This is a genomic window from Amnibacterium sp. (assembly GCF_036559085.1).
Lineage (GTDB): Bacteria > Actinomycetota > Actinomycetes > Actinomycetales > Microbacteriaceae > Amnibacterium.
Genome location: NZ_DATBTU010000023.1, coordinates 171,246 through 184,506 on the forward strand (window position 1 = coordinate 171,246; position 13,261 = coordinate 184,506).

Sequence of the window (13,261 nt, forward strand, 5' to 3'; positions counted from 1 at the left end):
TGTGGGGCCTGCGAGCAGGCGTTCAGTGCTCTTCGGCGACCGCGAGCTGGATGTAGATCGCGGTCAGGAAGGCGAACACGTAGGCCTGCAGCAGGGCGACGAAGATCTCGAAGGCGAGGTAGGCGATCCCGAACAGGACCGTGCCGATGCCGATGAGCCCGAAGAGGTTGCCCTGCGGGAGGAGCGTGAAGAGGAAGAAGGACGACGCCGCGTAGACCAGCGCCAGCAGGAGGTGCCCGGAGACCATGTTCATCAGCAGACGCATGGTGAGCGTGATCGGCCGGACGATGAACGTCGACAGGATCTCGAGCGGCGTGAGCAGGAAGTAGAGCGGCCACGGGACGCCCGGCAGGAACAGGGCGTTCTTCAGATAGGTCCAGCCGAGCTTCTTGAACCCGGCGTAGATGAACAGCGCCCACGCGATCAGCGCGAGGATCACCGGCAGGCCGATGACGGCGGTGCCGGCGAGCTGCAGCGCCGGGATCACGCCGGTGATGTTCATCCCGAAGGTCAGGAAGAACATCGTCATGATGACCGGCATGAACCGGCGGCCGTCCTCCTCGCCGAGCGTCTCGATGGCGATGTTGTTGCGGACGAACCCGAGCGCGAACTCGGTGGCGACCTGGCCGCGACCCGGGACGAGCTTCATCTTCCGGGTGCCGAAGTACAGCCAGGCGACCAGCGCCGCGAGCGCGAGGAGCCGGATGAGCATGACGCGGTTGAGCTCGAACGGGGTACCCGCGAACAGGACCGCAGGAGGGAAGAAGTCCTGGATCGTCGGTGGCTCGAACCCGCTCGCGGCAACGGCCGCCGGCACTAGGTGGGGAATCAGGAGTGTCTCCGAACCGAAGGTGCGCGCGACGCACGACAGGTGAACTCGACGGCCTCCACCCTATCAATCCGCCCAGGGCGGGGTCGAACCGAGGGCTCAGCTCTCGACGCTGCCGACGGGGATTCGGGCGCGGGCGACGACCAGGACGTCGAGCACGAGGAAGGCGAGCACGGCCACCACGAGCGAGACGAACAGCACCATCGGCTGCACCCACGGCTGCCGGCCGACCACCACCATCGCGAGGATGAAGAGCACGACCTTCGCGAACCAGCTGCTGAGGACGACCACGAGCGCGGGGACCGGGTTGGGGTTGCCGATCAGCCGGTTGGTGACCATGAGGCCGGCGATCGTGAGGCCGAGGAAGACGAGGGCGAACGCGGCGCCGACGAGGCCGGAGAGCAGCCCTCCGGTGCCGTAGAGCAGCAGGCCGACGAGCCCGGCGACGACGCCGATCCCGAGGGTGACGGCGACGCCGCCGACGAGGGCGCGGCGCAGCACGGTTCGGCCGGTGTCGAAGGTGGGGCCGGTCACTGTGCTCATGCGTGCCGCTCCTGCACCGGGGTCGCGTTGGTGGCCTTGTCGAGCGGGTCGAGCACCGCGATCTCCGTCGTGGTCGTGGCCACCGGCTTGCTCTGCACCTCGTACTCGCGGCGCTTGCGGTGGCTGAGGGGGGCGAGGGTGGCAGCCGCGCAGAGCAGCAGGCCGCCGCCGATGAACACCCACGCCCACCAGAACGGCCGGGCGACGAAGAACAGGAGCGACCCGACCGAGATGACGGCGGTCCATGCGTAGAAGATGAGCGTCGCGTGGAATCGGGTGTGGCCCATGTCGAGCAGGCGGTGGTGCAGATGCTTGCGGTCGGCGCTGAAAGGGCTCTTGCCGGCGGCGAGGCGCCGCACGACCGCGAGGCTGAAGTCGAGCAGCGGCACGATGAGGATCGCGAACGGCAGCAGCAGCGGCAGGAACGCGGGCGCGAACTGGGCCCGGTTGCCGAGCAGCTGGATGGGGTCGATCGAGCCGGTGACGCTGATGGCCGAGATCGACATGAGCAGCCCGACCAGCAGTGCTCCCGCATCCCCCATGAAGAGCTTGGCGGGGTGCCAGTTGAGCGGCAGGAAGCCGAGGCACGCGCCGAGCGTGATGGCCGAGATCAGCGAAGCGAGGTTGAAGTAGTTCGTCTGGTCGACGATGCGGATCAGCATGTAGCTGTAGAGGTAGAAGGTGCCGTTGGCGATGACGCCGACGCCCGCCACGAGGCCGTCGAGCCCGTCGATGAAGTTGACCATGTTCATCACGGCGACCACGGTGAACAGGGTCAGCGCGAGCGACGCCCACGTGGATCCGACGGTCACGCCGCCGATCGGCAGGGAGTCGATCTGCAGGCCGCCGAGCCACGCGAGCAGGCCGGCGGCGAGCACCTGGCCGATGAGCTTGGTGGACCAGTCGAGGTCGAAGAAGTCGTCGAGCACGCCGATCACGACGATGAGCGTCGCGGAGAGGAGCACGGCGATGATCTGCTTCTCGTCGGCGAAGACGAGGTGGAAGAACGGGATCCGCGAGGCGATGAACAGCGCAGCGAGCACGCCCGTGAACATCGCGACGCCGCCGAGGCGCGGGGTGGGTGTCGTGTGGACGTCTCGCTCGCGGATCTTCGGATAGAGCCTGTACTTCACCCCGACCCGCCACATGACGAGCGACATGAGGAAGGTGACGACCGCCGAGGAGAGGGCGACCAGCAGGGTGACGATCACGGGCTGGTCGTCTCGTCCGGCGGCTCAGCAGCGGGCGGGTCGGCCGGCTCGCCGATCTCGAGGTCGTCGGCGGGGTGCGGCCCCTCGGGCGTCTCCGGCAGGGCGAACGCCTCGGGGGCGACGGCCTTCAGGTCCTTCTCCGCGATCATCCCGAGTCGGACGATGCGGAGGGGGCCGGTGCCGTCGGCGAGCGCGGTGGCGTCGACGATCGTCGAGGGCACGGGGCCGGGCGTCGGCCCGTTGTCGAGGTAGACGTCGACGACGTCGCCGAGCTGCTCCTGCGCGTTCTCGGCGGTGGTCGCGGGGGTCTCCCCCGTGAGGTTGGCGGAGCTGACGGCGAGCGGGCCGGTCTCGGCGAGCAGCTCGAGGGCGATGCGGTCGTCCGGCATCCGGAGCGCGACAGTGCCGTGGGTCTCGCCGAGGTCCCAGGCGAGCGTCGAGCGCGCGGGCAGGATCACGGTGAGCGCGCCGGGCCAGAAGCGTTCGGTGAGCGCGACGACGGCCTCGGGCACGACCTCGGCCAGCGCTTCGAGGGTGCCGCGGGTGGGCACGAGCACCGGCGGCGGGGCGTCGGGGCCGCGGCCCTTCGCCATCAGGAGGCGACGGACGGCCATGGGCTGGAACGCATCCGCCGCGATGCCGTACACGGTGTCCGTGGGCATGACGATGAGGTCGCCGCGGGAGATCGCGGCGCGGGCTTCACGCATGCCCGGGAGCAACGAGACCGGGTCGGCGCAATCGACCACCGTCGCCATGTCCGTCATGGTACCGGGCGAGCCCATGGCTCCGTCCCCAACACGACGGTTGCCACGTTCTGCGACCTTGAGCGCCTGAAGGTCGCAGAAAGTGGCAACCGTCGGGCGGCCGGGCGGGCGGGTCAGCGGCGACGGGTCGTCGTCGCTCGGTCGCGGTCCGTCAGGTCCCGGTGGGTTCGCGCCGGGTGCCACGAGTCGGCCGGGAAGAGGGCGCGGACCTCGGCGCCCTGGTGCTCCCCGTGCTCGACCACGACGAAGCCGCCCGGATGCAGCAGCCGCGCGGCCGTGGCGACCACCGCCCGCATTGGATCGAGGCCGTCGGGGCCGCCGAAGAGCGCATCCGCCGGGTCGTGCAGGCGCACCTCGGGGTCGCGCGGGATCATCCCGTCGGGGATGTAAGGCGGGTTCGACACGACGACGTCCACCCGTCCGTCGAGCTCGGGAACGGCGTCGGCGAGGTCGCCGGGAACGATCCGGGCGTTCGGCAGCGCCAGCGCGACGGCGTTCCGCTCGGCCCAGACCAGCGCGGCCGGGTTCCGCTCGACACCGACGACCGTCGCGGCCGGCACCTCCGCCGCGACCGCCAGCGCGATCGCACCGCTGCCCGTGGCGAGGTCGACGACGAGCGGCGACTCCATGCCGGATGCGGCATCGATCGCGAGCTGCGCCACCATCTCGGTCTCCGGCCGCGGCACGAAGACCCCGGGGCCGACGGCCAGCTCGATCGTGCGGAATCCGGCCGAGCCCGTCAGGTGCTGGAGGGGCTCCCGGTCGGCGCGGCGCTCGACGAGGCGCGCGAACCGGGCGAGGACCACCGGGTCGACGGGGCCGCCGGTCAACGCGATGGCCTGGACGCGGCCACGGCCCGTGCCGAGCTCATGCGCGAGGAGGGACTCCGCATCGGCCCGAGCGGACTCGATGCCGGCGGCGGCGAGCAGGCGCGTCGCGGCCTCGAGGGCCTCGCGCGCGTCGCTCACGCCGGGGTGTCGGCGAGGGCCTGCAGGCGGGCGGCCTCGTCGGCCTGGATCGCGGACTGCACGATCGGCTCGAGCGCGCCGTCGAGCACCCGGTCGAGGTCGTAGGCCTTGTACCCGGTGCGGTGGTCGCTGATCCGGTTCTCCGGGAAGTTGTAGGTGCGGATCCGCTCGGAGCGGTCCACGGTACGGACCTGGCTGCGGCGCGCGGCGGACGCCTCGGCGTCTGCGGCCTCCTGCTGCGCGGCGAGCAGCCGGGCGCGGAGCACCCGCATGCCGGCCTCGCGGTTCTGCAGCTGGCTCTTCTCGTTCTGCATCGACACGACGATGCCGGTCGGCAGGTGGGTGATCCGCACCGCCGAGTCGGTCGTGTTCACGCTCTGGCCGCCGGGGCCGGACGAGCGGAAGACGTCGATCTTCAGGTCGTTCGGGTCGATGACGACCTCCTCGGGCTCGTCGACCTCGGGGAAGACGAGCACGCCGACGGCGGAGGTGTGGATGCGGCCCTGCGCCTCGGTCTTCGGCACGCGCTGCACGCGGTGCACGCCGCCCTCGTACTTCAGGTGCGCCCAGACGCCCTCGGCGGGGTCGTTCGAGGAGCCCTTGATGGCGACCTGCACGTCCTTGTAGCCGCCCAGGTCGCTCTCGGTGCGCTCGAGCAGCTCGGTCTTCCAGCCCTTCGACTCCGCGTAGTGCAGGTACATCCGCAGGAGATCGGCCGCGAAGAGCGCCGACTCCTCGCCGCCCTCCCCCGCCTTGATCTCGAGGATGACGTCGCGCCCGTCGTCGGGGTCGCGGGGCAGCAGCAGGCGGCGCAGCTTCTCGGCCGCCTCGGCCTCCGCGGCCTCGAGGTCGGGCACCTCGGCGGCGAACGCCGGGTCCTCGGCGCCGAGCTCACGCGCGGCCTCGAGGTCGTCGAGCAGCTGCCGCCACGCGGCGTGCGCGGCGACGATCTGCCCGAGCTCGGCGTAGCGCCGTCCGACGCGCCTCGCCCGCCCGGCGTCCGCATGGAGCGCCGGGTCGGCGAGCTGCCGCTCGAGGTCCGCGTGCTCCGCGACGAGCGGAGCGACGGACGGGAACCGCGAGTCGGCGGAGGCGGTGCCGGTCACGCGCCCCGGGTGCCCGTGCCCGGGAGGGACTTCTGCATCTGCACGAGGAACTCGACGTTCGACGACGTCTCCTTCAGCTTGCTGAGCACGATGTCGAGCGCGGCCTGGGTGTCGAGGCCGGCGAGCGCGCGGCGCAGCTGCCAGGTGACCTTCACCTCGTCCGGGCCCATCAGCATCTCCTCGCGGCGGGTGCCGGATGCGGAGACGTCGACGGCCGGGAAGATCCGCTTGTCGGCGAGCTGGCGGGACAGGCGGAGCTCCATGTTGCCGGTGCCTTTGAACTCCTCGAAGATCACCTCGTCCATCTTCGAACCGGTCTCGATGAGCGCCGTGGCGAGGATGGTGAGCGAGCCGCCGTTCTCGATGTTGCGGGCGGCGCCGAAGAAGCGCTTGGGCGGGTAGAGCGCCGCGGCGTCGACCCCGCCGGACAGCACGCGGCCGGAGGCGGGGACGACCTGGTTGTACGCGCGGCCGAGCCGGGTGATCGAGTCAAGCAGCACGACGACGTCGTAGCCGAGCTCCACGAGGCGCTTCGCACGCTCGATGGCGAGCTCCGCGACCGTGGTGTGGTCCTCGGCGGGCCGGTCGAAGGTCGAGGCGATGACCTCGCCCTTCACCGTGCGCTGCATGTCGGTGACCTCCTCGGGGCGCTCGTCGACGAGCACGACCATGAGGTGGGCCTCGGGGTTGTTCTTGGTGATCGCGTTGGCGATCGCCTGCAGGATCATCGTCTTGCCGGCCTTCGGCGGCGAGACGATGAGGCCGCGCTGGCCCTTGCCGATCGGCGCGACGAGGTCGACGATCCGGGTCGACAGCTTCTGCGAGTCCGTCTCGAGGCGGAGGCGCTCCTGCGGGTAGAGCGGCGTGAGCTGCGAGAACTCGACGCGGCCCTCGGCCTGCGCGACGGGCAGCCCGTTGATCGAGTCGACCTTGACCAGCGCGTTGTACTTCTGGCGCGCGGGCTGCTCGCCCTCGGGGATCTGGCGGATCGCGCCGACGACGGCGTCGCCCTTGCGCAGGTGGTACTTCTTCACCTGGCCGAGGGAGACGTAGACGTCGTTCGCGCCGGGCAGGTAGCCGGAGGTGCGGACGAACGCGTAGTTGTCGAGCACGTCGAGGATGCCGGCGATCGGGATCAGGACGTCGTCGTCGCGGACCTCGGGCTCGTCCCACTCGTTCGTGCCGCCGCGGCGCTTGCGGTCGCGGTAGCGGCCACGACGGCCCTCGCCGTCCTGCTGCTGGCCGGCCTGCTGGCGCTCCGGCTGCGCCTCGGGCGCCTCCTGGGTGCGGGTCTGCTGGTTCTGCTGCTGGCCGCGACCCTGCTGGCCCTGCTGCTTCTCCTGCTGCTGGCCGCCCTGCTTCTCCTGCTGCTGGGCGCCGCCCTGCTGCGGGGCGCCCTGCTCGCCGGATGCGTTCTGCCGGTTCTGGCCGCGGTTGCGGTTGCGGCCACGGCCGCGGCGCGGGCCCTCGTTCTCGGCGGTCTCGGTGCTCTCGGCGCCGTCGCCGGACTCGGTCGGGACCTGGCCGTCGTGCTGGTTCTCGTCGGGCGCCTCGCCCTGCTCGCGGCGCTGGAGCTGCTGCAGGTCCTCGGCGATGCCCGTGATCCCGGCGTTGAGGTGGTCGGCGGCGGGCTTCGGCTCGGCGCCGGCCGCGACCTCCTCGGCCACCTTCCCCAGACGCTCGGCCGCCACGTCGCTTCGCGACGCGTCGGAACCGGCGTCCGTGGGCCCATCCGCGACGGACTCGTCGACCGCGGGCGCCTGCTCGGCCTCTGCTGCCTGCACGACGGGCTCGGCGTCCGTGATCGGCGCAGCGGGCTCGGCGTCCGTGATGGACGCGGCGGGCTCGGCCTCGCTCAGCGGCATCGGCTCGGCCGGCGGGATCGGGGACGGCTCGGCCGGCGGGACGGGCGAGGGCTCGTCGGGCGTCGGCAGCGGCGTGGACTCGTCCACGACCGGAGCGGCCTGCTCGGGAGCGGCCTCGCCGGCGGGCGCCTGCTCGGGGCTCACCGCGGCGGCCTCGTCGGCCGCGGCCGGATTGTCGGTGGTGTAGCTGTCGGAGATGGCATCCACGAGGGAACCCTTTCGGAGAGTGTCGACGTCGCCGATACCGAGGGAGGCCGCGAGGTCGCGGAGCTCGGAGAGACGGAGCGCCGCCAGACGACTGCGGGAGAGGGCTGCGGCGCGAGGGGCGCCGGCAGCACGCGGTTCGACTTCAGTCACGTGAGGAAACGGGGTCCTTGGCCCCTGGGTGAGGCGGTCGGGCGGTTCCCGCGCACCTCATGCGATCGGTCCCGGGCCGGGGCGCTGTCGTTCCGCGTGCACCGGCCGGGTGCAGACCGGGCGGCGATGCGTCCGGGAAGCGGCGTTCCGGATCGACCGTTCAGGACGGTGCGCTTCCGGCGGGTGCCGATCGGTTCCTGAGCGTAGCACCTTTGAAATCCACGGCGGGAAGGAGCGCGGTCCAGTGCTGGTCCGCCTGATCAGCGACCAGTTCCGCGGCCTTCAGCCGCTGGGACGGATCCGCGGACAGGACGAGGATGGAGGGCCCCGCGCCGGAGACCACGGCGGCGTGTCCCGCCTCGCGCAGGAGCCGGATGAGCCGGTCCGTCTCGGGCATGGCCGAGGCACGGTACGACTGGTGCAGGCGGTCCTCGGTGGCGACGAGCAGCAGCTCTGGCGACTGGATGAGGGCCGCGATCAGCAGCGTGGAGCGCGAGACGTTGAAGATCGCGTCCTCGTGCGGCACGCTCGCAGGCTGCAGGCTGCGGGCGAGCGCCGTCGACATGGTGTGGTCGGGTACCAGCACGAGCGGCGAGACCCCGCGGTGGACGAGCAGCTTCTTGTGCTGCGGGCCGTCCGGCCCCGTCCACGCGATGGTGAGGCCGCCGAAGAGCGCCGGCGCGACGTTGTCGGGGTGGCCCTCCATCCGCGTCGCGATCGCGAGCAGCCGGTCGCCGTCGAGCGGGGCGACGTCCTCGAGCAGGCCGGATGCGGCGACGACGCCGGAGACGATCGCGGCCCCGGAGGAGCCGAGGCCCCGGCCGTGCGGGATGGTGTTCGTCGCGTCGAGGTGCAGGCCGGGCAGGGGCTCCCCCACCTCGGCGAAGACCTCGGCGATGGCCCGCGCGACGAGGTTCGTCTCGTCCGTGGGCACCTCGCCCTCGCCGACGCCGTGCACGTCGACGCGCACACCGGGCTCGTCGGTGACGGTGACGGTGAGGGTGTCGTAGACGCTGAGCGCGAGTCCGAGGGTGTCGAAGCCGGGTCCGAGGTTCGCCGTGGTGGCGGGCACCTCGACGGTGACCTGCCGGCCGACGGGCAGGCCTCCGCTCATCCGGCGGTCCCGAGGCCGAGGGTCTCGGCGATCGCGGCGGCGTCGACGGGCACGGACGTGGGGACGACCTCGCCGCCGCCCGGCGCCTTCAGCGCCCACTGCGGGTCCTTCAGGCCGTGGCCGGTGACGGTGAGCACGCAGGTGGCGCCGCGCGGGATGGCGCCCGCCTCTGCGCGCTCGAGCAGGCCGGCGACGCTGATCGCGCTGGCGGGCTCGACGAAGATGCCGACCTCGGCGGAGAGGATGCGGTGCGCCTTCAGGATGTCGGCGTCGCTGATCGCGCCGAAGTAGCCGTCGCTGTCCTGGTATGCCGCGATCGCGAGCTTCCACGACGCGGGGTTGCCGATGCGGATGGCGGAGGCGATCGTCTCGGGGTTCTTCACGACGTGGCCGTCCACGATCGGCGCGGAGCCCGCGGCCTGGAAGCCGAACATCCGCGGCAGGCGGCTCGTCGCGCCGCGGTCGAGCTCCTCGCGGTAGCCGCGGTGGTAGGCGGTGTAGTTGCCGGCGTTGCCGACCGGGATGAAGTGGAAGTCGGGGGCGTCGCCGAGCACCTCGACGACCTCGAAGGCCGCCGTCTTCTGGCCCTCGATGCGGTCGTTGTTGACCGAGTTGACGAGGTGCACCGGGTAGTGCGCGGCGAGCTCGCGCGCGATGTCGAGGCAGTCGTCGAAGTTGCCCTGCACCTGCAGCAGCTGGGCGTCGTGCGCGATGGCCTGGCTCAGCTTGCCCATCGCGATCTTGCCCTCCGGCACGAGCACGGCGGCGGTGATGCCCGCGTGGGTGGCGTACGCGGCGGCGGATGCGGAGGTGTTGCCGGTGGAGGCGCAGATGACGGCCTTCGCGCCGGCCTCGAGGGCCTTCGAGATCGCCATCGTCATGCCGCGGTCCTTGAAGGACCCGGTGGGGTTCATCCCCTCGTACTTCACGAAGACCCGCGCGCCGGTGCGCTCCGAGAGCGCGCGCGCCTCGATCAGCGGCGTGCCGCCCTCACCGAGCGTGACGACCGGGGTGGCCTCGGAGACGTCGAGCCGGTCGGCGTACTCGCGGATCACCCCCCGCCACTGCCGGGACAGGCGGGTGGACCGATCAGCCGTGCCGATGCTCATGTCTCCCGATCCTCGTTCCGTTCACTCGCCCTCGACGCGCAGCACGCCGAGGACGGCCTCGACCTCGGCCGCGTCGCGCAGGGCCTCGACGGTGGCCGCGAGCGCGGCCTCCCGCGCCCGATGGGTGCCGACGACCAGGCTAGCGGTGCCGTCCGAACCGGCCCTCGACTGCTCGACCGTCTCGATCGACACCCCGCGCTCGGACACGATGCCCGCGAGCCGCGCGAGCACGCCCGGCTCGTCCCGCACCGCGAGGGTGATCTGGTAGCGGGTCTCCACGACGCCGTGGTCGAGGACCGGCAGGTCCGCACCTGCGGAGCCGATGAGGCCGGGGCCGCCGATGACGTGCCGCCGGGCGGCCGACACGAGGTCGCCGAGCACCGCGGATGCGGTCTCGGGGCCGCCGGCGCCCGCGCCGTAGAACATGAGGTTCCCGGCCGACTCCGCCTGCACGAAGACGGCGTTGTTCGCGCCCCGCACCGCGGCGAGCGGATGGGTGCGCGGCAGCAGCGCCGGATGCACCCGGGCCGAGACCCCCTCGGTGCCGTCGGGTGCGGTGATCCGCTCGCAGATCGCGAGCAGCTTGACGACCTGGCCGGCCGCGCGGGCGGTGCGCACCTGGTCGGCGGTGACGCCGGTGATGCCCTCGACCCAGACCTTCTCGAGCGGCACGGTGGTGTGGAAGGCGAGCCCGGCGAGGATCGCGGCCTTCTGCGCCGCATCCGCCCCCGACACGTCGCCGGTCGGATCCGCCTCCGCGTAGCCGAGCCGCGTGGCCTCGGCGAGCGCCTCGTCGAAGCCGAGGCCCTCCTCGTCCATCCGGTCGAGCACGAAGTTCGTGGTGCCGTTGACGATGCCGAGGATGCGCCGCACGTGGTCGCCGGCGAGGCTGTCGCGGAGCGGCCGGATGATCGGGATCGCCCCGCCGACCGCGGCCTCGTAGTTCAGCTGCGCGCCGACCCGTTCGGCGGCGGCGAAGAGCTCGGGGCCGTGCGTGGCGAGCAGCGCCTTGTTGCCGGTGACGACGTCCGCGCCGCTCTCGAGCGCCAGCAGCACGAGCTCGCGGGCCTGATCGACGCCGCCGATCAGCTCGACGACGATGTTGGCGCCGAGCACGAGGCTCCGGGAGTCGGTCGTGAGCAGCTCGCGCGGGAGCGCCCGCGTGCGCGTCGCGTCGAGGTCGCGGACCGCGACGCCGGAGAGCGCGATGGGGGCGCCGATGCGCGCCTCGAACTCCTCGCGGTGCTCGAGCAGCTGCGCTGCGACCTCCGCGCCGACGGTGCCGGCGCCGAGCACGGCGATGCGGATGGGCGCCCTGGTGGGGGTCATGCTGCGCTCCCGACGCGGGTGAGCCCGGCATCGCGGGCGAGGAGGTCGTCGATGGTCTCGCGGCGCACGAGCACGTGCGCGCCCTCCGCGCCGACGGCGACGACGGCCGGGCGGGTGAGCAGGTTGTAGTTGCTCGCGAGGCTGTGGTGGTACGCGCCGGTCGCCGGCACCGCGACGAGGTCCCCGAAGCCGACGTCGGCCGGCAGCAGGTCCTCCCGCACGACGATGTCGCCGGACTCGCAGTGCTTGCCGACCACCCGCACCAGCTCCTGCGGCGCCTCGGAGGCGCGGGACGCGAGGCGCACGGTGTAGTCGGCGCCGTACAGGGCGGCGCGGATGTTGTCGCTCATCCCGCCGTCGACGGAGACGTAGCGGCGCACCGCGGATCCGCCGTCCGGCGCCTGCACCTCGACGTCCTTCACGGTGCCGACCGTGTAGAGGGTGACGCCCGCCGGACCGACGATCCACCGGCCGGGCTCGACGGCGAGGTCGGGCACGGGGATGCCGTACTCGGTGGCTGCGGCGACGACCGCGCCGACGAGGTCGGCGGCGACGGCCTCGACATCCGCAGGGGTCTGGCCGCTCGTGTAGGCGATGCCCCATCCGCCGCCGAGGTTGAGCTCGGGCACGGTGCCGCCCGCGAGCAGGTCGCGGTGCAGGGCGAGCAGGCGGTGTGCGGCCTCGGCGAACCCGGCGGTGCCGACGATCTGCGAGCCGATGTGGGAGTGCAGGCCGAGGAACTCGAGCGACGGCTCGGCGCGGACCGCGGCGACGATCGCGGGCACGTCCTGCAGGGCGACGCCGAACTTCTGGTCCTCGCGGGCGGTGGCGAGGTACTCGTGCGTGGAGGCGTGCACGCCCGAGTTCACGCGGAGCCGGACCCGCTGCACCCGGCCGGCGCGAGCGGCGGCGGATGCGACCAGCGCCACCTCCTGCGCCGAGTCGAGCACGAGCGCGCCGACCGCGGCGTCGACCGCCGCGGCGATCTCCGCCTCGGACTTGTTGTTGCCGTGGAAGCCGAGCGAGGGGCCCGTGGCGCCCGCCGCGAGGGCGAGGGCGAGCTCGCCGCCGGTGCAGACGTCGATGCGCAGCCCGGCGTCGAGCATCCAGCGCACCACGTGGGCCGTGAGGAACGCCTTGCCCGCGTAGTAGACGTGCGCGTGCACGCCGGCGGCGGCCGCGGCACCCTCGACTGCCGCACGGGCCTTCTCGGCGCGGACCTTCAGCGCGGTCTCGTCGACCACGTGGAGCGGCGTGCCGAACTCGGCCGCGAGGGCACGGGCATCCGCTCCCCCGATGCGGATCGCGCCGTCGGCGGCACGGACGGTGCCGGAGGGCCAGACGGCCGGATCGAGGTCGAGCGGATCCGTGGTCAGACGCGCCGACGCGAGGGGGTTCGGCTGGAGCACGACGGAGCCCTTTCACGGCTGGGGCCCCGCCGGCCGGTTCCGGTGCGCCGCGAAGCGGCGTGACGGCCGAGCCGGTGGGGACGGACACGGAAGCCTATCGAGGAGCGGGCGCAGCCCAGGCGATCCGCCGGGTCAGCAGGAGCCGGTCGCGCCCTGCTGCAGGCCGCCGAGGTCGAGGTGGTCGGCGGTGAGGTTCAGCGTCGCCGAGCCCGGCTGCACGTCGATCGCGTCGAGGTGCACCGTCGGCGGCAGGTACTTCGCCGCGCACACCGAGATGCCGTTCGGCAGCAGGGTCTTGATGAGGGTCGTGCCCGGCACGGACAGCGGTCCGCTCTTCAGCGTGGCCTTCGTGGGTTCCAGGTGCACGTACTTGCCCTGGACGCTCGGCGCCAGCGTCACGTCGACGGTGATCGGCACTCCGAGCACGGTGCGCTGCACCGAGGTGGCGACGGTGCCGTGGCCGAGCTGCGGGGCCGTGGCCTGCGCCTGCTCGAGCGGGGCGAGGTTCTTCAGGGCTGCCTGGCTGATGGTCAGCGACCCGGTCGCGTGCTGCACGGTCCCGGATCCGTTCACCGGCAGGCCGTGCACCCGGATCTTCGCGCTCGCGTCACCCCCCTCGATCTTCAGGTCGTTCGAGGTGAGGAGCACGTCGTCGAA

Annotated in this window: 12 protein-coding genes; all 12 read right to left on the minus strand. The window is 72.5% G+C overall.

Going from position 1 to position 13,261, the window contains the following annotated elements; translation table 11 throughout:
• Positions 1-22: 22 nt before the first annotated feature.
• Positions 23-817: a F0F1 ATP synthase subunit A gene (gene atpB, locus VIG76_RS04620; RefSeq protein ID WP_331951512.1), complete on the minus strand. Its 795-nt coding sequence runs from the start codon at positions 815-817 to the stop codon at positions 23-25.
• Between the two features lie 111 nt (positions 818-928).
• On the minus strand, positions 929-1,372 hold the full coding sequence (locus VIG76_RS04625) for a Cg1360 family ATP-synthase-associated protein (RefSeq protein ID WP_331951514.1): 444 nt from the start codon (positions 1,370-1,372) through the stop codon (positions 929-931).
• The gene (locus VIG76_RS04630; protein ID WP_331951558.1) at positions 1,369-2,532 is read right to left on the minus strand and encodes an MraY family glycosyltransferase; all 1,164 of its coding nucleotides are present in this window, start codon (positions 2,530-2,532) and stop codon (positions 1,369-1,371) included. Before VIG76_RS04630 ends, VIG76_RS04625 begins: the two co-directional genes overlap by 4 nt.
• A gap of 47 nt (positions 2,533-2,579) precedes the next feature.
• Positions 2,580-3,338 carry an L-threonylcarbamoyladenylate synthase gene (locus tag VIG76_RS04635; RefSeq protein WP_331951516.1) on the minus strand — a complete coding sequence of 253 codons (759 nt, stop codon included), beginning with the start codon at positions 3,336-3,338 and terminating at the stop codon, positions 2,580-2,582.
• 122 nt (positions 3,339-3,460) lie between these two features.
• Positions 3,461-4,315, minus strand: coding sequence for a peptide chain release factor N(5)-glutamine methyltransferase (gene prmC / locus VIG76_RS04640; RefSeq protein WP_331951518.1), 855 nt, complete (start codon positions 4,313-4,315; stop codon positions 3,461-3,463).
• Entirely contained in the window at positions 4,312-5,421 is a 1,110-nt protein-coding gene (gene prfA / locus VIG76_RS04645) for a peptide chain release factor 1 (RefSeq protein ID WP_331951520.1), read from the minus strand. Before prfA ends, prmC begins: the two co-directional genes overlap by 4 nt.
• A complete protein-coding gene (gene rho / locus VIG76_RS04650) occupies positions 5,418-7,529 on the minus strand; it encodes a transcription termination factor Rho (RefSeq protein WP_414640606.1) in 2,112 nt (703 codons plus the stop codon). The genes prfA and rho overlap by 4 nt, the downstream gene beginning before the upstream one ends.
• Positions 7,530-7,803: 274 nt before the next feature.
• Entirely contained in the window at positions 7,804-8,757 is a 954-nt protein-coding gene (thrB, locus tag VIG76_RS04655; RefSeq protein WP_331951522.1) for a homoserine kinase, read from the minus strand.
• On the minus strand, positions 8,754-9,833 hold the full coding sequence (gene thrC, locus VIG76_RS04660; protein WP_331951562.1) for a threonine synthase: 1,080 nt from the start codon (positions 9,831-9,833) through the stop codon (positions 8,754-8,756). Before thrC ends, thrB begins: the two co-directional genes overlap by 4 nt.
• 54 nt (positions 9,834-9,887) lie before the next feature.
• Positions 9,888-11,195 carry a homoserine dehydrogenase gene (locus tag VIG76_RS04665; RefSeq protein ID WP_331951524.1) on the minus strand — a complete coding sequence of 436 codons (1,308 nt, stop codon included), beginning with the start codon at positions 11,193-11,195 and terminating at the stop codon, positions 9,888-9,890.
• Entirely contained in the window at positions 11,192-12,604 is a 1,413-nt protein-coding gene (gene lysA, locus VIG76_RS04670) for a diaminopimelate decarboxylase (protein WP_331951527.1), read from the minus strand. The genes VIG76_RS04665 and lysA overlap by 4 nt, the downstream gene beginning before the upstream one ends.
• A gap of 132 nt (positions 12,605-12,736) precedes the next feature.
• Positions 12,737-13,261, minus strand: a 525-nt coding sequence (locus tag VIG76_RS04675; protein WP_331951529.1) for an LmeA family phospholipid-binding protein, incomplete at its 5' end; no start/stop codon positions are given.

Excerpts from the sequence above, each read along its gene's own strand:
- VIG76_RS04635 (WP_331951516.1), bottom strand. The coding sequence starts at position 3,338 with ATGGCGACGGTGGTCGATTGCGCCGACCCGGTCTCGTTGCTCCCGGGC.
- VIG76_RS04625 (WP_331951514.1), bottom strand. The coding sequence starts at position 1,372 with ATGAGCACAGTGACCGGCCCCACCTTCGACACCGGCCGAACCGTGCTG.
- thrB (WP_331951522.1), bottom strand. The coding sequence starts at position 8,757 with ATGAGCGGAGGCCTGCCCGTCGGCCGGCAGGTCACCGTCGAGGTGCCC.
- VIG76_RS04630 (WP_331951558.1), bottom strand. The coding sequence starts at position 2,532 with ATGTCGCTCGTCATGTGGCGGGTCGGGGTGAAGTACAGGCTCTATCCG.
- VIG76_RS04665 (WP_331951524.1), bottom strand. The coding sequence starts at position 11,195 with ATGACCCCCACCAGGGCGCCCATCCGCATCGCCGTGCTCGGCGCCGGC.